25 protein-coding genes and 1 riboswitch are annotated in these 21,956 nt (G+C 70.4%); of the genes, 18 read left to right on the top strand and 7 right to left on the bottom strand.

Going from position 1 to position 21,956, the window contains the following annotated elements:
• Window positions 1-95: 95 nt before the first annotated feature.
• Window positions 96-725, bottom strand: coding sequence for a TetR/AcrR family transcriptional regulator (locus ACZ4RZ_RS44485; protein WP_467753265.1), 630 nt, complete (start codon window positions 723-725; stop codon window positions 96-98).
• A gap of 137 nt (window positions 726-862) precedes the next feature.
• Between ACZ4RZ_RS44485 and ACZ4RZ_RS44490 the strand changes: the two genes are divergently transcribed.
• Window positions 863-1,891, top strand: a complete 1,029-nt coding sequence (locus tag ACZ4RZ_RS44490; RefSeq protein WP_467753266.1) for an ABC transporter permease — start codon at window positions 863-865, stop codon at window positions 1,889-1,891.
• Window positions 1,892-2,029: 138 nt separating this feature from the next.
• Here the strand turns inward: ACZ4RZ_RS44490 and ACZ4RZ_RS44495 are convergent, their stop codons facing one another.
• Window positions 2,030-2,308 (bottom strand): type II toxin-antitoxin system Phd/YefM family antitoxin, encoded by a 279-nt coding sequence (locus tag ACZ4RZ_RS44495; protein ID WP_467753267.1) that lies wholly within the window; start codon window positions 2,306-2,308, stop codon window positions 2,030-2,032.
• Between the two features lie 167 nt (window positions 2,309-2,475).
• Between ACZ4RZ_RS44495 and ACZ4RZ_RS44500 the strand changes: the two genes are divergently transcribed.
• The 4 genes from ACZ4RZ_RS44500 (at window position 2,476) to ACZ4RZ_RS44515 (ending at window position 5,033) form a co-directional block, all read left to right on the top strand.
• Window positions 2,476-3,111, top strand: coding sequence for an ATP-dependent Clp protease proteolytic subunit (locus ACZ4RZ_RS44500; protein ID WP_467753268.1), 636 nt, complete (start codon window positions 2,476-2,478; stop codon window positions 3,109-3,111).
• 7 nt (window positions 3,112-3,118) lie between these two features.
• Window positions 3,119-3,424, top strand: coding sequence for a hypothetical protein (locus ACZ4RZ_RS44505; protein ID WP_467753269.1), 306 nt, complete (start codon window positions 3,119-3,121; stop codon window positions 3,422-3,424).
• A 378-nt stretch (window positions 3,425-3,802) separates the two neighbouring features.
• A riboswitch (cyclic di-AMP (ydaO/yuaA leader) is annotated at window positions 3,803-3,957 on the top strand.
• A 3-nt stretch (window positions 3,958-3,960) separates the two neighbouring features.
• Entirely contained in the window at window positions 3,961-4,434 is a 474-nt protein-coding gene (locus ACZ4RZ_RS44510) for a C40 family peptidase (protein ID WP_467753270.1), read from the top strand.
• Between the two features lie 80 nt (window positions 4,435-4,514).
• A complete protein-coding gene (locus ACZ4RZ_RS44515) occupies window positions 4,515-5,033 on the top strand; it encodes a DUF6328 family protein (protein ID WP_467753271.1) in 519 nt (172 codons plus the stop codon).
• Here the strand turns inward: ACZ4RZ_RS44515 and ACZ4RZ_RS44520 are convergent.
• Complete coding sequence (locus tag ACZ4RZ_RS44520) at window positions 4,987-5,604, bottom strand: LysE family translocator (protein WP_467753272.1); 618 nt, start codon at window positions 5,602-5,604, stop codon at window positions 4,987-4,989. The genes ACZ4RZ_RS44515 and ACZ4RZ_RS44520 overlap by 47 nt on opposite strands.
• 125 nt (window positions 5,605-5,729) lie before the next feature.
• Here ACZ4RZ_RS44520 and ACZ4RZ_RS44525 point away from each other — a divergent pair, with 125 nt between their 5' ends.
• The gene (locus ACZ4RZ_RS44525; protein ID WP_467753273.1) at window positions 5,730-6,677 is read left to right on the top strand and encodes a LysR family transcriptional regulator; all 948 of its coding nucleotides are present in this window, start codon (window positions 5,730-5,732) and stop codon (window positions 6,675-6,677) included.
• Window positions 6,678-6,685: 8 nt separating this feature from the next.
• Here ACZ4RZ_RS44525 and ACZ4RZ_RS44530 read toward each other — a convergent pair whose 3' ends face one another.
• Window positions 6,686-7,144, bottom strand: coding sequence for an ATP-binding protein (locus ACZ4RZ_RS44530; RefSeq protein ID WP_467753274.1), 459 nt, complete (start codon window positions 7,142-7,144; stop codon window positions 6,686-6,688).
• Between the two features lie 212 nt (window positions 7,145-7,356).
• Here ACZ4RZ_RS44530 and ACZ4RZ_RS44535 point away from each other — a divergent pair, with 212 nt between their 5' ends.
• Together ACZ4RZ_RS44535 and ACZ4RZ_RS44540 are read left to right on the top strand one after the other, a co-directional pair.
• Window positions 7,357-8,214, top strand: a complete 858-nt coding sequence (locus ACZ4RZ_RS44535; RefSeq protein ID WP_467753275.1) for a helix-turn-helix domain-containing protein — start codon at window positions 7,357-7,359, stop codon at window positions 8,212-8,214.
• A gap of 12 nt (window positions 8,215-8,226) precedes the next feature.
• Window positions 8,227-8,451 carry a DUF397 domain-containing protein gene (locus ACZ4RZ_RS44540; RefSeq protein WP_467753276.1) on the top strand — a complete coding sequence of 75 codons (225 nt, stop codon included), beginning with the start codon at window positions 8,227-8,229 and terminating at the stop codon, window positions 8,449-8,451.
• A gap of 12 nt (window positions 8,452-8,463) precedes the next feature.
• Here the strand turns inward: ACZ4RZ_RS44540 and ACZ4RZ_RS44545 are convergent, their stop codons facing one another.
• Complete coding sequence (locus tag ACZ4RZ_RS44545) at window positions 8,464-9,588, bottom strand: 8-amino-7-oxononanoate synthase (RefSeq protein WP_467753277.1); 1,125 nt, start codon at window positions 9,586-9,588, stop codon at window positions 8,464-8,466.
• A 160-nt stretch (window positions 9,589-9,748) separates the two neighbouring features.
• On the opposite strand from ACZ4RZ_RS44545, the gene bioB reads away from it, so the two are divergent.
• From bioB to ACZ4RZ_RS44565, 4 genes are all read left to right on the top strand, one after another.
• Entirely contained in the window at window positions 9,749-10,960 is a 1,212-nt protein-coding gene (bioB, locus tag ACZ4RZ_RS44550) for a biotin synthase BioB (protein ID WP_467753278.1), read from the top strand.
• The gene (locus ACZ4RZ_RS44555; RefSeq protein WP_467753279.1) at window positions 10,953-12,242 is read left to right on the top strand and encodes an adenosylmethionine--8-amino-7-oxononanoate transaminase; all 1,290 of its coding nucleotides are present in this window, start codon (window positions 10,953-10,955) and stop codon (window positions 12,240-12,242) included. Before bioB ends, ACZ4RZ_RS44555 begins: the two co-directional genes overlap by 8 nt.
• 1 nt (window position 12,243) lies before the next feature.
• Window positions 12,244-12,960: a dethiobiotin synthase gene (gene bioD / locus ACZ4RZ_RS44560; RefSeq protein WP_467753280.1), complete on the top strand. Its 717-nt coding sequence runs from the start codon at window positions 12,244-12,246 to the stop codon at window positions 12,958-12,960.
• Window positions 12,961-13,058: 98 nt separating this feature from the next.
• Window positions 13,059-13,739: a class I SAM-dependent methyltransferase gene (locus tag ACZ4RZ_RS44565; protein ID WP_467753281.1), complete on the top strand. Its 681-nt coding sequence runs from the start codon at window positions 13,059-13,061 to the stop codon at window positions 13,737-13,739.
• Here ACZ4RZ_RS44565 and ACZ4RZ_RS44570 read toward each other — a convergent pair.
• Together ACZ4RZ_RS44570 and ACZ4RZ_RS44575 are read right to left on the bottom strand one after the other, a co-directional pair.
• Window positions 13,734-14,108, bottom strand: coding sequence for a fic family toxin-antitoxin system, toxin component (locus ACZ4RZ_RS44570; protein WP_467753282.1), 375 nt, complete (start codon window positions 14,106-14,108; stop codon window positions 13,734-13,736). The genes ACZ4RZ_RS44565 and ACZ4RZ_RS44570 overlap by 6 nt on opposite strands.
• Before the next feature lie 4 nt (window positions 14,109-14,112).
• A complete protein-coding gene (locus ACZ4RZ_RS44575; protein WP_028800409.1) occupies window positions 14,113-14,352 on the bottom strand; it encodes a toxin-antitoxin system antitoxin component in 240 nt (79 codons plus the stop codon).
• A gap of 218 nt (window positions 14,353-14,570) precedes the next feature.
• Here ACZ4RZ_RS44575 and ACZ4RZ_RS44580 point away from each other — a divergent pair, with 218 nt between their 5' ends.
• From ACZ4RZ_RS44580 to ACZ4RZ_RS44605, 6 genes are all read left to right on the top strand, one after another.
• Window positions 14,571-15,482, top strand: a complete 912-nt coding sequence (locus ACZ4RZ_RS44580; protein WP_467753283.1) for an ABC transporter ATP-binding protein — start codon at window positions 14,571-14,573, stop codon at window positions 15,480-15,482.
• 7 nt (window positions 15,483-15,489) lie between these two features.
• Complete coding sequence (locus ACZ4RZ_RS44585; RefSeq protein WP_467753284.1) at window positions 15,490-18,057, top strand: FtsX-like permease family protein; 2,568 nt, start codon at window positions 15,490-15,492, stop codon at window positions 18,055-18,057.
• 38 nt (window positions 18,058-18,095) lie between these two features.
• The gene (locus ACZ4RZ_RS44590; RefSeq protein WP_467753285.1) at window positions 18,096-18,977 is read left to right on the top strand and encodes an LLM class F420-dependent oxidoreductase; all 882 of its coding nucleotides are present in this window, start codon (window positions 18,096-18,098) and stop codon (window positions 18,975-18,977) included.
• A gap of 56 nt (window positions 18,978-19,033) precedes the next feature.
• Window positions 19,034-19,459 (top strand): GNAT family N-acetyltransferase, encoded by a 426-nt coding sequence (locus tag ACZ4RZ_RS44595; protein WP_467753286.1) that lies wholly within the window; start codon window positions 19,034-19,036, stop codon window positions 19,457-19,459.
• 159 nt (window positions 19,460-19,618) lie between these two features.
• Window positions 19,619-20,944 (top strand): hemolysin family protein, encoded by a 1,326-nt coding sequence (locus ACZ4RZ_RS44600; RefSeq protein WP_467753287.1) that lies wholly within the window; start codon window positions 19,619-19,621, stop codon window positions 20,942-20,944.
• Window positions 20,941-21,954, top strand: a complete 1,014-nt coding sequence (locus ACZ4RZ_RS44605) for a hemolysin family protein (RefSeq protein WP_467753288.1) — start codon at window positions 20,941-20,943, stop codon at window positions 21,952-21,954. The genes ACZ4RZ_RS44600 and ACZ4RZ_RS44605 overlap by 4 nt, the downstream gene beginning before the upstream one ends.
• Window positions 21,955-21,956 lie beyond the last annotated feature (2 nt).

The following is a 21,956-nucleotide window of genomic DNA, read 5'->3' on the forward strand; positions in this document are numbered from 1 at the left end:
GGTCCGGTGGCCGCAGCCACCAAAAACCCCTGGTGGCATGGATGCGCACGGTAGTTGGCCGGAGTTTCAAGGACGTTAACCAGCCTGTGATCCATTCACGGCCGCACGGTGGACTCCCCCATGCTCATCAGGGCCCGCAGACCGTCCCGCAGGATCTCCGGCGAGGCGGCACCGAAGACAGCCATCTGCGCCGCGAACCCCTGCGCGAGCGCGATCATCGTGCGCGCCATGGCGTCCGCGTCGGCGTCCTCGGGCATCAGCCCCGCGGCCTTGTAGCTCTCGACGAGTTTCGCCCAGGCGGCGCGCACCTTGTCGTACCCCGCGGTCATCAGGGCCGACAGTTCGTCGTTGCGCAGCGTCTCGGTCCACACCTGGATCATCAGCCGGGGAAACACCCACTCGCCGTTGTCCAGCGTGCCCGGCTTCACCTCCCTCAACTGCGCCAGGACCCTGGGGATCAGCACGTCCGGCAGTGGCGGCGGGCTCTCCTGGGCCGCGCGCTCATAGGTGTCGCGCACGGTCTCCAGCACCTCGGCGACGATCGCGCCGATCAACTCCTCCTTGCCGCTGAAGTAGCGGTAGACGGCCCCCGCGGAGAGGTCGACCTCCTTGAGCACGTCCTGCATCGACGTGGCATGGAACCCGTTGCGGGCGAAGCACAGGGCCGCGCCGTTGAGGATCTGGCGGCGACGGGCGTCGAGGTGTTCCTGGGATACACGGGCCATACCTCCAAAGGTAAAACGAACATTCCTTCTTGACAAGACGGCACGGCGGCACGACAGTGAGGTCGATTCTAAAACGAACGAACCTTCTTTCTAGATCGAGAGATCGAAGCACCGAAACGCCGAAGTGAGGAAAGATCATGTCCGCCACGCCCGCCACGCCCGCCGGCACCGCCGTGCCCCCACTGCCGCACGGCCGCCGCATGGTCGCCGTGATCGTGCTCGTCCCGGCCCTGGTGGCACTGGCGCTCTGGGCCTTCGCCTGGCCCGCCGCCCGCACGGCACCCCGCGATCTGCCGCTCGGCGTGGCGGGCCCCGCGACCGCGACCGCACAGATGCAGAAACAACTCTCGCGAAACCAGGGCGCCTTCGAGATCCACCGCTACGCCGACGAGGCCGCCGCCCGGGATGCCATCGAGGGCCGGACCGTATACGGCGCCGTCGTCGCCACCGCACACGGACCCAAGCTGCTGACCGCTTCCGCCGCGAGCCCGCTCGTCGCCCAACTGCTCCAGCAGGCGGTGGCCCAGCAAGCCCCGGAGGGCACCGAGGTGACGACCATCGATGTAGTGCCCGCCTCCGCGAAGGATCCACGCGGCGCGGCCCTCGGCGCGAGCGTGCTCCCGCTCGCCCTGGTCGGCATCGCCTCCGGAGCCGTCGTGACCCTGCTCGCACTGCGCGGCGCACGCGCCGTCGCCGCGCTGGTCGGCGCCGCTGCCCTGGTCGGCGTGGTCGCGGCCGCGCTCGCGCACAGCTGGCTGGGGGTCTTCACCGGCAACTGGTGGGCGGAGGCCGCCGCGCTCGGGCTGTCGACCCTGGCCGTGGGCGCCGCGGTCGCCGGGCTCGCGGCACTGATCGGGCCTCCCGGTATCGGGCTCGGTGCGTTCGTGATCATGCTGCTCGGCAACCCGTTCTCCGGCGCGTCCTCGGCTCCGCAGATGCTGCCCGAGCCGGTCGGGACGATCGGCCAGTGGCTGCCGCCGGGCGCGGGCGCGTCACTGCTGCGCTCGGTGTCGTTCTTCGACGGCGCCGCCGCGACCGGACCGGCGCTGACCCTGACCTGGTGGGCCGTGCTCGGCCTGGGAGCGGTCCTGCTGGGCAACGCGCTCGAGCGAGGCCGGACGACCACGGAGGCGGTCGCCGGGCGGGAACCCGCCCTGGTGAGCTGACCGCCTGGCGAGACGACCGCCCACGGAACGGACCGTGCGCCCCCGCAGTAGCGGACGGGGGCGCACGGTCTCTTGGTTTCCGCCGTTCCTGGACCCGGTGTTTCCGAGCCTCTACGTCGGTGGTGAACCGCCTTGCGTCTACGAGGCGTTGGGCCCCCGGTGCTCCGCGGCGATGCCGAACCGCTGTCGCTCGCGCGGCGCGGACGCGACCTCGCGGACCCTGGAGAGGGAGCTGATCACCTGCTCGTCCGCGGGGTCCGGGAGTTCTTCGAGGCGCTCCAGGTCGGCGGCGGAGACCAGGGCGACGAGGGGCTTCCCGTGCCGCGTCACGACGACGCGCTCACCGCCGTACACCACGCGGTTGATCAGATCGGCGAGCTCAGCCCTGGCTTGCGTCACCGGAATCTCGTAGGCCATGTCGTCCAGCTTAGACCGGCCCCCGACACCCCTCCCAGAGCGGACGATCTCGTTCGGATCCCCCGCATCTCACCCTGCGGGGCATTTCGCTGTCAGCGAGGGCACCCCCACGGGGAGCGTACGTCCTGTACATTTTTTACAGATGTCGATCAGAGGAGGCACGCGCCATGGACAGCCCGTCCGCCCGCTACGTCCTGCCCGAGTTCACCGAACGGACCAGTGCGGGGCACCGGACCCTGGATCCGTACTCGAAGCTGCTCGACGAGCGGATCGTGTTCCTCGGGACACCGATCGACGACACGTCGGCGAATGATGTGATGGCGCAGTTCATGCACCTCGAGTACCTGGCCCCGGACCAGGACATCTCGCTGTACATCAACTCCCCCGGCGGCTCGTTCAGCGCGATGTCGGCGGTCTACGACACGATGCAGTTCGTCACCTGCGACGTGGAGACGGTCTGCCTGGGACAGGCGGCTTCGGCCGCCGCCGTGCTGCTGGCCGGCGGTACGCCGGGCAAGCGGTCGGCCCTGCCGGGTGCCCGCGTGCTCATCCATCAGCCGTCGATCCCCGAGCCGATCCAGGGTCAGGCGAGCGATCTCGCCATCCAGGCCGAGGAGTTGGTACGCACCCGGAAGCTGCTGGAGCAGATGCTCGTACGGCACACGGGCCAAAGTCCGGAGCAAATCGCCGCGGACATCGAGCGGGACAAGATCCTGGACGCACCGGCGGCGGTGGCGTACGGACTGGTCGACCGGATCATCCCGAGCCGCAAGACCTCGCGCACCCCGCCCGGCGCCAGGTGATCGCCCGATGATCCCCGATCTGCCCCCGCTGCCCGCGCTGACGCGTGCCGAGGCCGAGTTGATCGACCGTTACCTCGACGTGGTCGATCTGGTCGGCCGCATCAACCCCGCCCACCCCGGGGACACCTACCGCGGCCTGAGGGCCGCTCAGGCCTTGGTCGGCAAGGCGACGGCGCTGCGTGACGCCCTCGCGCTGATGCACCAGCGCGGTGAGAGCGAGGTGCACGCCCCCACCCTGGCGCAGGCCCTGCGTGTCCTCGACGGCGAGCGGCGGGCGGCCCGGGTGACCCTGCCCCCCGACTCCGGGAGTTGACGCAGGGACACCCGGGCCGCGGCACGCGCCGCGGACACGAAGCGTCCGGCCCGGGTTTCAAACGGACCAAATGGTGTACCCCCTGATGGAGTAGACGCAGGTCCATTCAAGAGCGCGCAAAAGTTGCGCAACGCGCGTAGCGCAGAGGCGGAATGAAGACCTCCATTGCAGGTGCGGGCATGGTCGACTTCCTCAACACCCCCTCGAACGGAGGGGTGTCCACCCGAACGGGTGAGTGGTGAGTAACCCCACAAACCGCCGATTCCGCTCGGATTTTCCGACACTCGTGCGTGAAGATCCCTTCCGACGACAAGCCCCCGCCGCAGCGGCGGGGCGGTCCGGGCGGACGCCGAGTCCTGCCGCCGCCCGGATGCCCGGTCGACAGATGTGCATCGGCAGGAGTGGAGGACCCAGCACGACGGGCCGCCGGAGAGATCCGGGCGGTCCTTGGGGTGAAGCCGCGTACGCGGCCGGGCTACTTCGCCAGCCCGAATCCGACAGGTCATCCTTCACAGGCGGCTGACGAAGGGTTGCGCATGACTGCGCTCAATCGTGTCCCGTCGCTGTGGACGAGGGCCGGTACGGCCTCGGCTCTCACCATTGCCGCCGTGGGCGGCAGCCTCGTGGTCCCGGGCGTCGCATCCGACGCCGAGGCGGCCACTCCTGCGACGAAGGCACTTCAGGTCGCGGCCTCCAAGAAGGGCTCCCCGTACAAGTGGGGCGCCGCGGGACCGCGCCGCTTCGACTGCTCCGGGTTGACGCTCTACTCGTACAAGAAGGCAGGCAAGAAACTGCCTCGTACGGCCGCGGCGCAGTACAACAAGACGCATCACATCTCCGCCTCGCACCGCAAGGCCGGAGACCTCGTGTTCTTCCACTCGGGCCAGTACGTGTACCACGTCGGCATCTACGCCGGGAAGGGAAAGATCTGGCACTCCCCGAAGACCGGGGAGGTCGTGAAGCTCCAGAAGATCTGGACGAAGAGCGTCTGGTACGGCCGGGTCAGCTGACCCGCCCGAGGGGGTGGCGGCGACGTGCGCCGTCACCCCCTCGGGGCGTGAAAGCGGGAAGAATCGGTTACTCGTGCACCATGGCCGAGCAACCTCACCCCGGGGCACGTCACGAGACGCCCCTCGAACGCGCAGACCGCAATTTCGCGGAACTGCTCCAAGAGCTGCGCGTCACCCAGACCGGGGTGCAGATCCTCTTCGCCTTCCTGCTGACCTTGGCCTTCACGCAGCGCTTCCCGTCCCTCGATACCGTGCAGCGCGCCACGTACGTCACCACGCTGCTGCTCTCGGTGCTGGCCGCCGCCCTGTTCACGGCCCCTGCCGCCCTGCACCGGTCGCTGTTCCAGCAGAACGTGAAGCCTGTCATCGTGCGGGTCTCCTCCCAGCTGGCCCACATCGGTCTCTATGTGCTGATGCTGGCGTTCACCGGAGCGGTGCTCCTCGTCGTGGACGTGACGCTGGGGCGCGGCGCCGGTATCACCGCGGGCGCGGGCACGCTGGCCGTCTGCCTGGGGCTGTGGGGCCTGCTGCCCCGGCTGGTGCAGCGTGCCGTCAGCCCCACAGAGGTTCCAGCAGAAGCACCAGACCGAGAACCGTGAGCGCGGTGCCGGTGACCGCCTCGACGGCCCGGGCGGCACGCTGCCCGCGCAGCCACCTGCCCAGCCGGTCCACCAGCAGTGCCACCGCGGGGAACCACACCAGGGCGAGAACGACCACGATCAGCGCCAACAGCAGGGTCCGGGGCAGCGCGGGACTGCCCGCGGGCACGAACTGCGGCAGCAGGCTGAGGAAGGTGATCGGCGCCTTCGGATTGAGCGCGTTGGTGACGAAGCCCTGGCGCAGCGGGCGCGCGTCGGACCCCGCCTGGTCGGCCACCGCCTGGCGCGGCCGTCCCAACGACCGCAGCGTCCGTACGCCGAGGTACAGCACATAGGCACCGCCGAGCAGCTGCAGTGCCCGGAACAGCGCGGGTACGGCGGTCAGGACCGCGGCGACCCCGGCGACGGCGAGCGCCGTGTGCAGGAGCAGCCCACCGGTGATCCCGAGCGCGCACGCGACTCCGGCCCGGCGTGAGACCAGGGCGTTGCGTACGACGACGGTGAAGTCCGCGCCCGGCATGGCCACCATGCCGGCTGCGACCCCCGTGAAGGCGATGAGCTGTGCGTCCATGAGCACCAGACTGCCTCCGGCGGGCCTTCAGCAGGTATGTCGAATATCCTGGGTGAGCCTTAAGAAGTCGTTTAGGCCCAGGGGAGCCCAGAGCCTGGGGAGCCCCCGGGCAGCAGGGGGGCACGATGTACGACCCGACGCGGCTCGCGGCACTGGTGGCGGTCGCGGAGGCGGGGTCGATCACCCGGGCCGCCCAGCGCCTCGGCTACACCCCGCCCGCGCTCTCTCAGCAGCTGGCGAAGCTGGAGCGGGAGGCGGGCGCGACCCTGCTGGTGCGGTCGCATCACGGGGCGCGGCTGACTGCCGCGGGCGAGCTGCTCGTGGCGCGGGCCCGCCGGGTCCTCGACGAGATGGAGCGGGCCCGGCACGAACTGGCGCGCTTGGCAGGCCTGTCGGGCGGCACACTGCGGCTCGGCACCTTCCAGACGGCGGGCATCCATCTGCTGCCGCCGGTGCTCAGCGCCTTTCGCCGGGCGCATCCCGACGTGGAGCTCGCGGTGGCCGACTACGAGCCTCCGGACGGCATTTCGGCGGTCGCGGCGGGCGAGGTGGATCTGGCGTTGACGCACACCTACGAGCCCGCGCCCCCCGTACCGCTTCCTTCGTCCGTCAGCGCGGAGGCGATCCTGGTCGAGGAGTTGGTGCTGGTGACCGCGCCCGGGCATGTCCTCGCGGGCGGTTCGGCGCGGCTGCCGCTGACCGAGCTCGCCGGACAGCCGCTGATCAGCATGGCCCCGGACCATCCGGCCCGGCAGGGCGTGGAGGCCGCGCTCGCCCGGGCCGGGGCCACCCCCGCGGTGCTGGTCGAGACCCCGGGGTACGCCCTGGTGTGCGCGCTGGTCAGCGCCGGGCTCGGGGTCGCGGTCGTACCGGAGATGGTGGCCACCACGGCGGCGACACCGGTGGGGACGCGGCAGCTGGAACCGGGAGATCTGCGCCGTACGATCTCGGTCGTGCACCGGACCGACGAGACCGCACCCGCGGCCGATGCCTTCCGTGCCCTACTGCGCGGCGCCTTCGGACGGGCCGGGCAGCACAGGCACGACACCGGGCAGCAAAGACTCGACAACTGAGCCGCTCCCTACGGCTCTTGAGGTCCCCCGGCCGCCACCGGCTGGACCGGTGCCGTCCACGGCAGTTCGATGGAGACGGTCTTGCCGCCCTCCCGGGTGGGTCGGACGGTGAGTCTGCCGCCGCACTCGGCGGTCAGCCAGCGGATGATCACCATGCCGCGGCCGTTGTCCTGCTGGACGGCTGCGGGCAACCGCTTCGGAAAGCGCGGGTGGCTGTCGGTGACGCCGAGGCGCAGGTGTTCGTCTCGGTCGAGCCGGACGTCCACCGTGAAGGTGGGCGACTGCCCGAACGTGTGCTGGACGGCGTTGGTGGCTAGTTCGGACACGATCAGGCGTACGGTGTCAGCGACTTCGGAGTCGGACGGCAGGCCCCATTCGGCCAGCACGTCGGCGACGAATTTACGGGCCGCGGAAACCGAGGCGGGATCGCTCGGCAGAGTGACGGATGCTTCCTGGTGGTCTGCCATGGCGCGGTCGTCCCTTTCCCACGGGACCGGGGTCCGACACGAAGCGGATGGTTCGAGTACGGTCCCGGACTGGTGCTTCGCGCCAGACTGCCATCACACGGCCGGTCACGGGTGCCATCCACCAAGATATGCATATATCTGTCGCTCGAAGCGGTGAACTCTGCGACGGCAGACCGTATTTGGGCGGCTCGGAAGGAGTAAGGAGTACGGCCATGCAGCACGGTCCTGCGGTGCGCCGCCGCAAGCTCGGCGCCGAACTGCGCGCGCTGCGCGCCGATACGGGCCTCACGAGTGGTGAGGCGGCCCGCCTCCTGGGCTGGCACCAGTCGAAGGTGAGCCGGATCGAGACCGGCACCAGCGGGGTGAAGCCGGCGGACGTAGCACGGCTGCTGGACGCGTACGACGTCGAGGATCCCGAATTACGAGATCTCCTGGTCGTGTTGGCGGGGGCCGAGGGCAACGGACGGCACCACTGGTGGCACGCCTATCGCGGGGTGCTGCCGCCGACATACCGCGACTTCATCAGCCTGGAGTCGCAGGCCAGTGAGATGCGCACGCTGGAGACCTCCGTCGTCCCGGGGCTGCTGCAGACGCCCGAGTACGCCCGTGCGGTGACGCGGGCCGCGGTGGACGGACTGGAGGACGGCAAGCTCGACGCGCTCGTCGAGGTGCGCCTCGCCCGCCAGGACGTGCTGCGTTCGAATCCGCCGCTGGAACTGAGCGCGGTCCTGGACGAGGCGGTGTTGCGACGGGAAGTCGGCGGACCGGAGGTCATGGCACGCCAGCTGCGCCGGCTGCGGGACGCCGCCACGCTGCCCCAAGTGCGGCTTCAGGTACTGCCGTTTGCCGCCGGAGCACACATCGGAGTCACCGGGCCTTTCGTTATCTTCTCATTTCCGAACACAACTGATCTGGATGTGGTTGTTCTCGACCACTTGACGAGTAGCCTCTACCTCGAGCGGAAAGAAGACCTTCAGGCCTACAGCGAGGCTTTCAACGCCCTTCAGTTCCACGCCCTTTCGCCCGAGGACTCGTTGGACTACATCGCCGGGATAGGTGACGGCGCGTAAGGAGGCACCCCCATGTCTGCACTGCCTCGGTACGTACCTTCCAGTACTTCAATGCACGACGTGCGATGGCTGCGCAGCAGCCGCAGTACGGGAATGAACAACTGCGTCGAGACGGCACGCCCCGGACCGGGCCCCTGGTCCGGACTGGTGGCCGTGCGCGATTCCAAGAACACGGCAGGTCCCGCCCTGCTCTTCGCTCCTGCCGCCTGGGAGGGATTCATCGCCGCACTGAGCTGACCGCTACCCCATTCACCGCTTCTGGCTGATCACGCGTACGGCGTGCTCGATCTGCTCCTCGGTGAGGTCCGCGCGGGCCGTCAGCCGCAGCCGTGAGATGCCGTCGGGCACGGACGGGGGACGGAAGCAGCCGACGGCGAGTCCCGCCTCACGGCAGTCGGCCGCCCACCGCACGGCCCGTTCGGGGGAGGGTGCACGCACGGAGACCACAGCGGCGTCCGGGCGTACCGCCTCCAGACCCTCGGCCGTCAGACGGGTGTGCAGCATCGTCGCCACCGCGCGCGCCCGCGCGGCACGCTCCGGCTCGCGGCGCAGCAGCCTCAGCGCCGCGAGGGCCGCGCCCACCGCCGCGGGCGCGAGACCGGTGTCGAAGATGAACGTGCGCGCCGCGTTGACCAGGTGGTCGATGACCGGGGCGGGCCCGAGGACGGCGCCGCCCTGGCTGCCGAACGACTTGGAGAGCGTGACGGTCACGACGACGTCCGGGTCGCCCGCGAGCCCCGCCGCGTGCGGCGCGCCCCTGCCACCGTCGCCCAGCACACCGAGCCCGTGCGCGTCGTCGACGATCAGCCCGGCCCCGTACTCCCGGCAGGCGCGGGCTAGTTCGGACAGCGGCGCCGCGTCTCCGTCCACCGAGAAGACCGTGTCGGAGACGGCGACGGCGGGGCCTTCATGGGTGCCGAGCGCCTTGCGCACGGCGTCGGGATCGGCGTGCGCGACGACCTGTGTGGTGCCGCGGGCCAGCCGGCAGCCGTCGATCAGCGAGGCGTGGTTGCCCGCGTCCGAGACGACGAGCGAGCCGTGCGGCGCGAGCGCGGTGACGGCGGCGAGATTGGCCGCGTATCCGGAGGAGAGGACGAGCGCGGACTCGAAGCCGCAGAAGTCGGCCAGCTCGCGTTCGAGCTCGCCGTGCAGTTCGGTGGTGCCCGTGACGAGCCGGGAACCGGTGGCGCCGCCGCCCCACCTGCGCGCGGCCCGTGCCGCGCCCTCCGTGACCTCCGGATGGCGGGCGAGACCGAGGTAGTCGTTGCTCGCGAGGTCGAGGAGCGGCGAGTCGGCGGGGCGCGGGCGCAGGGTGCGCACGAGTCCGGCCCGGCGGCGCGCCTCGGCCTGCTCGTCGATCCAGCCGAACGCCATGTGTCCTCCGGGCCGTGGTGATGGGTGTTTTGTAGGCAGTGCACAGACCCTAGCGGCCGGTCCGGCCGCCCAGGATGTGGCAATACCCACACGTCGAAGCGTCTCTGTTGTGCAAACTCTCCTTGGCCGAGAGCGGTCGCATAGGCCAGGATCGGACCTCATGGACCTGCTGAACACGCTGGTGGACAAGGGGCTTCGGCGCGAGCTGCCGACCCGCGACGAAGCTCTGGCCGTGCTGGCCACCTCCGACGACGATGTGCTCGACGTGGTGGCCGCGGCCGGCAAGGTGCGCCGGCACTGGTTCGGCCGACGGGTGAAACTCAACTATCTCGTCAACCTCAAGTCGGGCCTGTGCCCCGAGGACTGCTCGTACTGCTCGCAGCGGCTCGGCTCCAAGGCCGACATCCTGAAGTACACCTGGCTCAAGCCCGACGAGGCCTCGCAGGCCGCGGCGGCCGGGCTCGCCGGGGGCGCCAAGCGGGTCTGCCTGGTGGCCAGCGGGCGCGGTCCGACGGACCGTGACGTGGACCGGGTCTCCGACACCATCAAGGCCATCAAGGACCAGAACGAGAACGTCGAGGTGTGCGCCTGCCTCGGCCTGCTCTCCGACGGCCAGGCCGAGCGGCTGCGCGAGGCGGGCGCGGACGCGTACAACCACAACCTGAACACGTCCGAGGAGACGTACGGGGACATCACGACCACGCACACGTACGCCGACCGGGTGGACACGGTCCAGAAGGCGCACGCGGCGGGGCTGTCCGCCTGCTCGGGCCTGATCGCCGGAATGGGCGAGTCGGACGAGGACCTCGTCGACGTCGTCTACGCGCTGCGCGAGCTCGACCCCGACTCCATTCCGGTGAACTTCCTGATCCCCTTCGAGGGCACCCCGCTCGCCAAGGAGTGGAACCTCACCCCGCAGCGCTGTCTGCGCATCCTCGCGATGGTCCGGTTCGCCTGCCCGGACGTCGAGGTCCGCATCGCGGGCGGCCGCGAGGTCCATCTGCGCACCATGCAGCCGCTCGCCCTGCACCTGGCCAACTCGATCTTCCTCGGCGACTACCTCACCAGTGAGGGCCAGGCCGGCAAGGCGGACCTGGACATGATCGCCGACGCCGGCTTCGAGGTGGAGGGCGCGGGCGAGGTGACGCTGCCGGAGCACCGGGTTTCGGTGGGCGGCGGGTGCGGTTCGCACGCGGACGCCGGATGCGGCTCGCACGAGAGTGCCGGATGCGGGTCCCACGAGGGGGGCTCGGTGTGCGGCTCCGCTTCTGTGGCTCCTGCGGCTTCTGTGGAGAAGCCCGCTGACGCCCGTACGGACCTCGTCGCCGTACGCCGCCGAGGTGCCGGAACGGATCTCGCGCCCAATGCCTGACCTGTCCGTCGAGGAACTGCTCGACCTCGACCGGCGGCACGTCTGGCATCCCTACGGGCCGATGCCCGGCCGCCAGGAACCGCTGGTCGTGGAGTCGGCGAGCGGCGTACGCCTGCGCATGGCCGATGGCTCGGGTGAACTGGTCGACGGCATGTCGTCCTGGTGGTCGGCCATCCACGGCTACAACCACCCGGTGCTCAACGACGCGGTGCGCGACCAGCTGGAGCGCATGAGCCACGTCATGTTCGGCGGGCTCACCCACGAGCCCGCCGTTCGGCTGGCGAAGCGCCTTGTCGACATCTCGCCTGAGGGCCTGGAGCACGTCTTCCTTGCCGACTCCGGATCGGTCTCGGTCGAGGTCGCCGTCAAGATGTGCCTCCAGCACTGGCGTTCGCTCGGCCGCCCCGGCAAGCAGCGGCTGCTGACCTGGCGCGGCGGCTACCACGGGGACACCTGGCAGCCGATGTCGGTGTGCGACCCCGAGGGCGGGATGCACGAGCTGTGGCAGGGCGTCCTCCAGCGCCAGGTGTTCGCCGATCCGCCGCCGGTCGCCTACGAGGAGTCGTACGCCGATCAGCTGCGCGAGCTGATCGAGCGGCACGCCGACGAGCTGGCCGCGGTGATCGTTGAGCCGGTGGTGCAGGGCGCGGGCGGGATGCGGTTCCACTCCCCCGCGTATCTGCGCGTGCTGCGGGAGGCGTGCGACGCGCACGATGTGCTGCTCGTGTTCGACGAGATCGCGACCGGCTTCGGCCGTACCGGCACGCTGTTCGCGGCTGAGCACGCGGCCGTCACGCCGGACGTGATGTGTGTCGGCAAGGCACTGACCGGCGGCTATATGACGATGGCGGCGACGCTGTGCACCTCGCGCGTGGCCGACGGTATCTCGCGGGGTGAGGTCCCGGTGCTCGCGCACGGACCGACCTTCATGGGCAATCCGCTGGCCGCCGCCGTGGCCTGCGCCTCGATCGACCTGCTGCTCGGGCAGGACTGGCGGACCGAGGTCAAGCGCATCGAGGCGGGGCTGCGGGAGGGACTGGCTCCGGCTGCGGAGCTTCCCGGGGTTCGTGACGTACGGGTCCTGGGTGCCATCGGCGTCGTCCAGCTCGACTGTGCCCTCGACGAAGCGGCCATGCGGGCGGCGACGGCGGCCGCCGTGCGCGAGGGCGTGTGGCTGCGGCCGTTCCGCGACCTCGTCTACACGATGCCGCCCTACGTCACGAGCGACGCCGACCTGGCACGGATCGCGCGCGCGGTGTGCGCGGCGGCGCGGGAGGGATGACATGCCGGTCCTGGTGATCACGGGCACGGGCACGGAGGTCGGCAAGACGGTCACGACGGCCGCCGTCGCCGCGGTGGCCGTCGCGTCCGGGCGGTCCGTGGCCGTGCTCAAGCCCGCGCAGACCGGTGTACGTCCGCACGAGCGCGGCGACGCCGACGAGGTGGCCCGGCTCGCGGGCACCGTCACCACGCTCGAACTCGCCAGGTACCCCGAGCCGTTGGCGCCGGCGACGGCCGCGCGACGCGCCGCGCTCGCGCCGGTACGGCCCCAGGAGGTCGCGGAAGCGGCGGCCAAGCTGGCCACCGAGCACGACCTCGTGCTGGTGGAAGGGGCCGGCGGGCTGCTCGTACGGTTCGACGACGAGGGGGGCACCCTGGCGGACGCGGCGCGGCTCCTTGACGCGCCAGTGCTCGTGGTCGCCTCGGCGGGACTGGGCACGCTCAACACGACAGAGCTGACAGCCCGTGAACTGCGGGTCCATGGGCTGGACTTCGCCGGCGTGGTCATCGGCAGCTGGCCCGCCGACGCTGACCTGGCCTCCCGTTGCAACCTCGCCGACCTGCCGACGGTGTCCGGCGCCCCGCTGCTCGGTGCGCTGCCGTCGGGTGCGGGGGCCCACACGCCCGCCGACTTCCGTGCGGAGTCGCCGAGCTGGCTGGCACCCACGCTGGGCGGCACGTGGAACGCGAGCGCCTTCGCTTCGGCCCACGCCCCCTGAGGTTCGCGGGAAGCCGCGCCCGGAGGTCGGCACGACGCGTGTGGCGGACGTCCTGGGGGGACAATCACGGTAAGGCCCGTGCTCCCGGGAGGTCCGTCATGCCGTTCAGGTCAGCCGACTCCGGCAAGGTGACACGAGACCCCGTGCACCATCCGCTGTTCGCCCGCTACTACGCCCGGATCAGCGTGACCGCCGAGACGCGGTTGGGCATGGGCGAAGTGCGCGAGCGGCTGCTCGCCGGGCTGTCCGGACGGGTCATCGAGATCGGCGCGGGCAACGGTCTGAACTTCGCGCACTATCCGAGCACCGTCTCGGAGGTCGTCGCCATCGAACCGGAGCGACTGCTGCGTCAGTTGGCCGTGGAGGCCGCACTGCGTTCCGACGTGCCCGTCGACGTGGTGCCGGGCGCGGCGGAAGCTCTGCCCGTCAAGAGCGAGGCGTTCGACGCGGCCGTGGTGTCCCTGGTGCTGTGCAGCGTGCGCGATGTGCCGCGCGCCCTCGCCGAACTGCGCCGCGTGCTGCGCCCCGGCGGCACCCTGCGGTTCTTCGAGCACGGCAAGGGCGGCGGGCGCGCGATGGCGTACACCCAGCACGGCCTGGACCGCACCGTGTGGCCGCGGCTGAACGGCGGCTGCCATCTGGCCCGCGACCCGATCGCGGCGCTGCGTGACGCCGGATTCGAGCTCGGCCCCTACCGGCGGATGTTGATGCCCGAGAGGGGGCCGCGGCTGCCCACCTCGTACTGCGTGCTGGGCACGGCGTGGCGCCCGGCCTCATAGGCTCCACTGACGCAGCTGCTGCGCGATGTCGTGCACGGTCGCGTCGCCGCCCTTCACCAGGCGGGCCAGTTCACGCACCTGCTCGGGAGAGGTGACCACCTTCAAGCCGCTGGCGACGAGATAGGCGTACGCGACGGCCGAGGCGAACATCGCGTTGGAGCGTTCGAGCGCCGGTACGTGCAGCAGGAGCTGGAGCAGCGCGGCGGCGCGGGCGTGCGGGCTGTCGTAGACGGGAATGCCGAAAATCTCCGCCTCGTGCCGGCTGACGGCGGCGACGAGGGCTCCCCAGTCGGTGACCTGGGGATCTCCGGGCGTCTTCTGTTCGGCGATCATGAGGAGCCAGGCAAGGTCGATTCTGAGACTGCTCAAGGGATCAACGACGACCTTCGCGTGTGCCTTCGCGGTCCGCGCCGAATTCCTCGGCGAAGACGGACTCGTACTGCTTCATGAAATCGGCGGCGGCCTCCACGAAGGTGTGGCCCACTTCTCCGGTGTCCTGTCTGACCAGCTCTTCGATGTAGCGGTTCACGCTCATCCCGCGCTCCAGGGCTCGCTCGCGGGCGGCGCGGGCCGTGCCCTCGTCCACCCGTACGTTCAGCTGTGTCTTCGCCATGCTTCGAAGCTAGCGCCTGATTGCTAGCACCGGCAAGAGGGCCTCGGATGGAGACGTGGGTGGAGAGCGCCGGTGGAGAGTGCCCCTTACACGGGCATCCGGCACACGACCTGGGGCGGAGAACGCGCGGGACCTCTGGGGGATACCGAGTGTGCCTCGAATCACATTAGGCTCGGCCGGACAAGGGAGTCGGGACGTCCATCATCTAGGAGGCGGCCTTGTCCACACCTGCTGCGGAGCATGCCGTCGGCAGCGCGGAGGCGGATGGGATCGCCGCCCGCGCCCGCGGCCTGACGAAGGCGTACGGCTCGGGCGAGACGACGGTGCTCGCCCTCGACTCGGTCGACGTGGACATCGCGCGCGGCCGCTTCACCGCGGTCATGGGGCCCTCGGGCTCCGGGAAGTCCACCCTCATGCACTGCCTGGCGGGGCTCGACAGCGTCTCGGCCGGTCAGGTGTGGCTGGGCGACACCGAGATCACGGGACTGAAGGATCGTGAGCTGACCCGGCTGCGGCGCGACCGGATCGGCTTCATGTTCCAGTCGTTCAACCTGATCCCGACGCTCAACGCGGCGGAGAACATCACGCTGCCGATGGACATCGCGGGCCAGAAACCCGACCAGAAGTGGCTGGACCAGGTCATCGACACGCTCGGCCTGCGCGACCGGCTCAAGCACCGGCCGGCCCAACTGTCCGGCGGCCAGCAGCAACGCGTCGCCTGCGCCCGCGCGCTCGCCTCGCGCCCCGAGCTGATCTTCGCGGACGAACCGACGGGAAATCTCGACTCCCGCGCGGGGCTCGAAGTCCTCGGCTTCCTGCGCGAGGCGGTCGACGAACTGGGCCAGACCGTCGTCATGGTGACGCACGACCCGGGCGCGGCCGCCCACTCCGACCTGGTGCTCTTCCTCGGGGACGGGCGGATCGTGGACGAGATGGAGCGTCCTTCGGCGGAGGCGGTGCTGGAGCGGATGAAGCGGTTCGACACGATCCGGGTGACCTTCGACGGCGGGGGCGGCGGATCCGATGGGACGCCCATCGCGGGCGCCTCGGGTGACGTACCCCTTGACGGCAGCCCCGGCGCGGTGATTCCCGACGGCGCGGCCGACGACGTAACCCTCGAGAAGGACTGAGGCGGGCGTGCTCAAAGCGACTCTGCGGAGTTTTCTCGCGCACAAGGGGCGGCTTCTGCTCTCGGCGCTGGCCGTCGTGCTGTCCGTGGCGTTCGTCGCGGGAAGCCTCATCTTCTCGGACACGGTGACCCGGACCTTCGACCGGCTCTTCGCCTCCACCTCGGCCGATGTGACCGTGGAGCCGAAGAACGATCTCAGCTCGCAGATCCCGACCGGCGCCACCCAGACCGTGCCCGCCTCGCTCGCGGACCGGCTGACGAAGGTCGACGGCGTCGCCGCCACCCATGTGGACGCGGCGGTGGAGAACGCCACGGTCGTCGACAGCAAGCACGAGTCGGTCGGTCCGACGACGGGTGCCCCCACCATCGTCACCAACTGGGAGGTCACCGGGCGCAGCCCGGTGAAACTGACCTCCGGTCATGAGCCCCACGGCGACGGCGAGGCGCTCCTGGACGCGGACACCGCCAAGAAGAAGCACGTCCGCATCGGCGACACCCTGACGGTGCAGGCCCAGCCCGGCCCCTTCGAGGTGCGGATCGTCGGGATCGCCACCTTCACCACCACCAACCCCGGTGCCGCGCTGATCTTCCTCGACACTCCGGCCGCACAGACCAAACTGCTCGGCAGCCCGGACGCCGCCACGAGCATTTCCGTGGACGCGGCGCCAGGCGTCACTGACGCCCAGCTCAAGCAGCGCGTCGCCGCCGAACTCGGCACGAAGACCTACGACTTGAAGACCGCGGAGGAACAGGCCAAGTCCGCCGCCGCCCAACTGGGCGGATTCCTCGACGTCATCAAGTACGTGATGCTCGGCTTCGCCGGGATCGCCGTGCTCGTGGGCGTCTTCCTCATCGTCAACACGTTCTCGATGCTGATCGCCCAACGCACCCGCGAGCTGGGCCTGTTGCGCGCCCTCGGCGCCGACCGGCGCCAGGTGCGCCGGTCCGTGCTCACCGAGGCGCTGCTGCTCGGCCTCGTCGGTTCGACGCTCGGACTCGCCGCGGGGATCGGGCTCGCGCTGGGCCTGATCAAGCTCATGACCGCGTTCGGCATGAACCTCAAGTCGACCGAGATGGTGATCGGTTGGGCGACACCCGTCTCCGCGTACGTCGTCGGCGTCGGCGTCACCTTCGTGGCGGCGTATCTCCCGGCCAGACGCGCGGCGGGCGTCTCCCCCATGGCGGCCCTCGCGGACGCCGAAGTCGCCGGTGTGGGACGACCGCTGCGGGTGCGCGCCGTAGTGGGCGCGGTCGTCGGCGCGTTCGGTACCGCCGCGCTCGCAGGGTGCGCCGCGTCGTCGAAGACCTCGACGGCCGCCTCACTGCTGGGACTCGGCGTCGTCCTCACGCTCATCGCCACGGTGATCGCGGGTCCGCTCCTGGTACGACCGGTGATCCGCGTCCTCGGCGGGGCCTTCCCCGCGGTCTTCGGCTCCGTGGGCCGGATGAGCCAGCGCAACGCGCTGCGCAACCCGCGCCGCACGGGCGCCACCGCGGCCGCCCTGATGGTGGGTCTCGCCCTGGTCGGTGGAATGTCTGTGGCCAGCGCGTCCATGACCAAGTCCTTCGACCGCCAGATCGACAAGACACTCGGCGCCGACTTCGTGATCCAGAACAGCAACTTCGTGCCGTTCCCGCAGGACCTCACCGACAAGGTGCGCGGCACGGAGGGCGCCGGGCTCGTGGTCCGCCAGCGGTTCACGCCGGTCGCGGTGCGGCTGCCGGACGGCAAGCGCATCGAGACGACCGCCGCGGCCTACGATCCGCGGCTGGACGACGTCGCCCACGTCACGTACGCGCAAGGGGACACCGCGGCCGCGCTCGGCGACGGGCACATCGCCATGGACGTGAAGTTCGCGAGGGAGCACGACGTGCGCGTCGGCAGCGTGATCCCCGTCGAATTCCCCGCCAAACGGAAGACCGAGCTGACGGTGTCGGCCCTCACCGACCAGGACGCCGCCGAGGGTTTCGGAATGCAGGGCGGCCTGTACTTCGGCTTCGGCACCATCGAGAAGTACGTGCCCGGCGGACAGGACTCCGCGCTGTACGTGAACGCGGCCTCGGGTACCGGCGCCGACCAGTTGCGCACACGGCTGGAGAAGACGCTCGACCCGTATCCGCAGGCGAAGGTGCTCGACCAGGCCGACTACAAGAAGCTGATCCACGATCAGATCGCCGTGCTGCTCTACCTCGTGTACGCGCTGCTCGGCCTCGCGATCGTCATCGCGGTGCTCGGCGTCGTCAACACCCTCGCCCTGTCGGTCGTGGAGCGCACCCGCGAGATCGGGCTGCTGCGCGCCATCGGGCTCGCCCGGCGCCAGCTGCGCCGGATGATCCGCCTGGAGTCGGTGGTGATCGCCGTGTTCGGCGCGGTCCTCGGCCTGGCGCTGGGGATCGTCTGGGGTGTGTGCATCCAGCAAGTACTGGCGCTTCAGGGCATGAAGGCGCTCGCCATCCCCTGGGTGACGATCATCGCGGTGGTGGTCGGTTCGGCGGTCGTCGGCATCGTGGCGGCGCTGCTGCCGGCGTTGCGTGCGTCGCGCATGAATGTGCTGGCGGCGATCGCGCACGAGTGATGTACTCGGGTCAAGTCGCCGCCGGACAAGGAGAGTTCATGCCGCGCCCCTTCCGTTTCGGCGTCAACCTGCTCAGCTCCGCAACCGCCGACGCATGGCGCGCCAAGTGCCGGCGGGCCGAGGAACTCGGCTACGACGTCATCACCGTGGCCGACCACCTCGGCATGCCCGCCCCGTTCCCCGCCCTGGTCTCCGCCGCCGAGGCTACCGAGCGGCCCCGCCTCGGCACGTTCGTGCTCAACGCGGGCTTCTGGAACCCCACGCTGCTGGCCCGTGAGGTGGCCACCACGGACGCGTTGACCGGCGGACGTCTCGAACTCGGCGTCGGCACCGGCTACGTACAGGCGGAGCACGAGACCGCGGGTCTCCCGTGGGGTTCGCCGCGTGAGCGCGTCGACCATCTCCTGCACACGGTCGAGGAGTTGGACCGGCTCCTCGGCTCGCAGGCGCATGAACCGAAGCCCGCGCAGAAACCTCGCGTGCCGCTGCTGATCGGCGCCAACGGCGACCGGATGCTGCGGCTCACCGCCGAGCACGCGGACATCGCGGCCTTCACCGGCGCGCGCACCCTGGAGGGCGGCACGCTGGAGCCCCTCACGGCCGAGGAACTCGACGAACGCGTCGCCCTGTTCCGGGAGTCCGCCGCCGGGCGCAAGGAGCCCGCCGAACTCAACCTGCTGATCCAGATCGTCACCGTCACCGACGACCGCGGTGCCGCCATTCAGCCCTGGCTGCCCCGCATTCCCCATCTGACCGAGCAACAGGTCCTGGAGCTGCCGATCGTCCTCGTGGGCACCTTGGAACAGATCGTCGAGCAGGTGCGGGCGCAGCGGGAGCGGTACGGATTCTCGTATCTGACGGTGCTGGAGCCGAACATGGAGGCTTTCGCCCCCATCGTCGAGGCGCTGCGTGGCGAGTGACGTCCGGATACTGGAATTCCCGGAGCAGGGGCGAGGGCCCGTGATGGGATCGCGGCATGACTGACCTGCGTATACGGGCCGCCACGCCCGACGACCTCGACGCCGTGCTGGCCTTCTGGAAGGCCGCCGCCGAGGGCACCAGCATCAGTGATGACCGGGACGGCGTGGAGCGGCTGATCGCCCGCGATCCCGAGGCGCTGATCCTCGCCGAACGGGACGGCGAGCTGTCCGGCACGGTGATCGCCGGCTTCGACGGCTGGCGATGTCATCTGTACCGCCTCGCGGTGCACCCGGAGCGGCGGCGCCTCGGTATCGGCTCGGCGCTCCTCGCCGCGGCCGAGGAACGCTTCGTACGGCTCGGCGGGCGCCGCGGCGACGCGATGGTGCTCCAGCGGAACGAGACCGCGCACCATGCGTGGCGGGCAGCCGGGTATGCGCCCGAGGAGCGGTGGCGCCGCTGGGTGAAGCCGCTCACCGACTAGTACCCACCACCGACGAGAGCCCTTTGCCGATCTTTTACCATTGGAGGGTCACTCGATCCTCCAATGAAAGGTGTGAGCGTCCGCCCATGGGCGAGCCTCCCAGTACCCGACATCGCGCGATCCCCCGCCCCTGGCCGATTATGGGACGGAGGTGACCCGATGACCGAAGTGCTCCTCCTCCTGGTGGCAGTGCTGCTCTCACTGGCCTGTGGCGCCTTCGTCGCCGCGGAGTTCTCGCTGACCACCGTCGAGCGCAGCGAACTGGAGCGGGCCGTCGAGCGTGGTGAGCGCGGTGCGTCCGGAGCCCTCAAGGCCGTACGGAATCTGACCTTCCAGCTCTCCGGCGCCCAGCTCGGCATCACCGTCACCAACCTGGTCGTCGGCATGCTCTCCGAGTCGTCGATCGCCAAGCTGATCGCAGGTCCGCTGGAGTTGATCGGGGTCCCGTCCTCCGCGTCGCACTCGGTGGCCCTGGTCATCGGCACGGCTCTGTCGACGGTCTTCCTGATGGTCGTCGGCGAGCTCGTGCCCAAGAACTGGGCGATCTCCTCACCGCTCGCCGTGGCCAAGCGGGTGGCGACGCCGCAGCGCTGGTTCAGCGCCGCGTTCCGCCCGTTCATCACGCACCTCAACAACACGGCGAACCGAGTCGTACGACGCTTCGGCCTCGAACCCGCCGAGGAGCTGGCCTCCGCGCGCGGGCCCCAGGAACTGGTGGCGCTCGCCCGGCACTCCGCCAAGCAGGGCGCCCTGGAGGCGGACACCGCCGAGCTGTTCGTGCGCACGCTGAACCTGGCCGACCTGACCTCGGAGAACGTGATGACCCCACGCGTGCAGGTCATCGCGCTGGATGTGCAGGCGACCTGCGAGGACGTGGCGAACGCGACCCGGGCGACCGGACTGTCCCGTTTCCCCGTCTACCGCGGCAATCTCGACTCGGTCGTCGGCATCGCACACATCAAGGACGCGCTCGCCGTGCCGGCGGACCGACGGGCCCGTACGCCCGTCTCCCAGATCATGCGTGAGCCGCTGTTCGTGCCGGAATCACTGACCGTCGACCGGTTGCTCGACCGGCTGTCCGGCAAGCGCACCATGGCCGTGGTCATCGACGAGTACGGCGGCACGGCCGGCGTCGCCACGCTGGAGGACATCGTCGAGGAGGTCGTCGGCGAGGTGCGGGACGAGCACGACCCGCACGAAACGCCCGATCTGGCGCCGGCGGGCACGGACGGCGAAGGCCGGGCGCTGTACTCGGCCGACGGATCGGCCCGCACCGACCAGCTGGCACGGGTCGGGCTGCGGGTGCCCGAGGGACCGTACGAGACGCTCGCCGGTTTCATGGCAGCCGAACTCGGCCGCATTCCCGCCGTCGGGGACACCGTCGAGGTCGCCGGGTGGCTCCTCGAAGTGGTGGACGCCTCGGGGCGGCGAGCCGCGCGCGTGCTGTCGCACGCGCCTCGCGACGTCGAGGAGGGGGAGCGATGACCGCCGTACAGCTGCTGATCGGCCTCGCGACGCTGGTCGTGAACGCCTTCTTCGTGGGCGCCGAGTTCGCGCTGATCTCGGTGCGGCGCAGCCAGATAGAGCCGCACGCCGAGCGGGGCGACCGGCGGGCGCGCAGTGTGCTGTGGGGTCTGGAGAATGTGTCCGTGCTGCTGGCGGCCGCGCAGCTGGGCATCACCCTGTGCACACTGGTCCTGGGTATCGTGGCCGAGCCCGCGATCGCGCACCTTCTGGAGCCGGTGTTCCATGCGGTGGGCGTCTCGCAGAGCGCGGGTCACGCGGTCTCATTCGTCATCGCGCTCACTCTGGCCACCTATTTGCACATGCTGCTCGGCGAGATGGTGCCGAAGAACATCGCGCTCGCGGAGCCGGTGCCCAGCGCACTGCTGCTCGGCCCGCCGCTCGTCGCGCTCTCGCGCGCGCTGCGCCCGGTGATCTTCACGGTCAACGCCTTCGCGAACGGGCTGCTGAAGCTGCTGCGGGTCGAGGTCAAGGGCGAGGTCACGGCGACCTTCTCGGACGACGAACTGGCCCGGCTGGTCAAGGACTCCAGCGCGGCCGGACTCATCGACGACCGCGCCCAGGAGCGACTGCACGACGCGCTGGAGCTGGGCCGCCGACCCGTGCGCGACGTCGTCCTCCCCCTGGAACGCATCGTCTACGCGCGCGTGGGCGTCACTCCGGAGGAACTGGAAGGGCTGGCCGCCGAGTCCGGCTTCTCCCGCTTCCCCGTCGTCGACGAGGGCCGGCACATCGTCGGCTACCTGCACGTCAAGGACGCGCTCGACGTCATGCCGCGCGACGTACCGTTCCCGGTGCAGGACATGCGGTCCATCGCCCGCGTCCGGGAGAGCACTCCCCTGGACGACGTGCTGACGGCCATGCGGCGCAGTCGTACGCACCTCGCGGCGCTCATGGGCAGCGACGGGCGGCTCGCGGGACTGGTGACCATGGAGGACGTACTGCGGGAGTTGTTCGGGCAGCCGGCGTGAGC

The sequence above is a fragment of the Streptomyces sp. NPDC027189 genome (assembly GCF_055566975.1).

Bases quoted from the DNA above. Each gene is read 5' to 3' on its own strand.
- ACZ4RZ_RS44485 (WP_467753265.1), bottom strand. From the start codon at position 725: ATGGCCCGTGTATCCCAGGAACACCTCGACGCCCGTCGCCGCCAGATC.
- ACZ4RZ_RS44490 (WP_467753266.1), top strand. From the start codon at position 863: ATGTCCGCCACGCCCGCCACGCCCGCCGGCACCGCCGTGCCCCCACTG.
- ACZ4RZ_RS44495 (WP_467753267.1), bottom strand. From the start codon at position 2,308: ATGGCCTACGAGATTCCGGTGACGCAAGCCAGGGCTGAGCTCGCCGAT.
- ACZ4RZ_RS44500 (WP_467753268.1), top strand. From the start codon at position 2,476: ATGGACAGCCCGTCCGCCCGCTACGTCCTGCCCGAGTTCACCGAACGG.
- ACZ4RZ_RS44505 (WP_467753269.1), top strand. From the start codon at position 3,119: ATGATCCCCGATCTGCCCCCGCTGCCCGCGCTGACGCGTGCCGAGGCC.
- ACZ4RZ_RS44510 (WP_467753270.1), top strand. From the start codon at position 3,961: ATGACTGCGCTCAATCGTGTCCCGTCGCTGTGGACGAGGGCCGGTACG.
- ACZ4RZ_RS44515 (WP_467753271.1), top strand. From the start codon at position 4,515: ATGGCCGAGCAACCTCACCCCGGGGCACGTCACGAGACGCCCCTCGAA.
- ACZ4RZ_RS44520 (WP_467753272.1), bottom strand. From the start codon at position 5,604: ATGGACGCACAGCTCATCGCCTTCACGGGGGTCGCAGCCGGCATGGTG.
- ACZ4RZ_RS44525 (WP_467753273.1), top strand. From the start codon at position 5,730: ATGTACGACCCGACGCGGCTCGCGGCACTGGTGGCGGTCGCGGAGGCG.
- ACZ4RZ_RS44530 (WP_467753274.1), bottom strand. From the start codon at position 7,144: ATGGCAGACCACCAGGAAGCATCCGTCACTCTGCCGAGCGATCCCGCC.
- ACZ4RZ_RS44535 (WP_467753275.1), top strand. From the start codon at position 7,357: ATGCAGCACGGTCCTGCGGTGCGCCGCCGCAAGCTCGGCGCCGAACTG.
- ACZ4RZ_RS44540 (WP_467753276.1), top strand. From the start codon at position 8,227: ATGTCTGCACTGCCTCGGTACGTACCTTCCAGTACTTCAATGCACGAC.
- ACZ4RZ_RS44545 (WP_467753277.1), bottom strand. From the start codon at position 9,588: ATGGCGTTCGGCTGGATCGACGAGCAGGCCGAGGCGCGCCGCCGGGCC.
- bioB (WP_467753278.1), top strand. From the start codon at position 9,749: ATGGACCTGCTGAACACGCTGGTGGACAAGGGGCTTCGGCGCGAGCTG.
- ACZ4RZ_RS44555 (WP_467753279.1), top strand. From the start codon at position 10,953: ATGCCTGACCTGTCCGTCGAGGAACTGCTCGACCTCGACCGGCGGCAC.
- bioD (WP_467753280.1), top strand. From the start codon at position 12,244: ATGCCGGTCCTGGTGATCACGGGCACGGGCACGGAGGTCGGCAAGACG.
- ACZ4RZ_RS44565 (WP_467753281.1), top strand. From the start codon at position 13,059: ATGCCGTTCAGGTCAGCCGACTCCGGCAAGGTGACACGAGACCCCGTG.
- ACZ4RZ_RS44575 (WP_028800409.1), bottom strand. From the start codon at position 14,352: ATGGCGAAGACACAGCTGAACGTACGGGTGGACGAGGGCACGGCCCGC.
- ACZ4RZ_RS44590 (WP_467753285.1), top strand. From the start codon at position 18,096: ATGCCGCGCCCCTTCCGTTTCGGCGTCAACCTGCTCAGCTCCGCAACC.
- ACZ4RZ_RS44595 (WP_467753286.1), top strand. From the start codon at position 19,034: ATGACTGACCTGCGTATACGGGCCGCCACGCCCGACGACCTCGACGCC.
- ACZ4RZ_RS44600 (WP_467753287.1), top strand. From the start codon at position 19,619: ATGACCGAAGTGCTCCTCCTCCTGGTGGCAGTGCTGCTCTCACTGGCC.
- ACZ4RZ_RS44605 (WP_467753288.1), top strand. From the start codon at position 20,941: ATGACCGCCGTACAGCTGCTGATCGGCCTCGCGACGCTGGTCGTGAAC.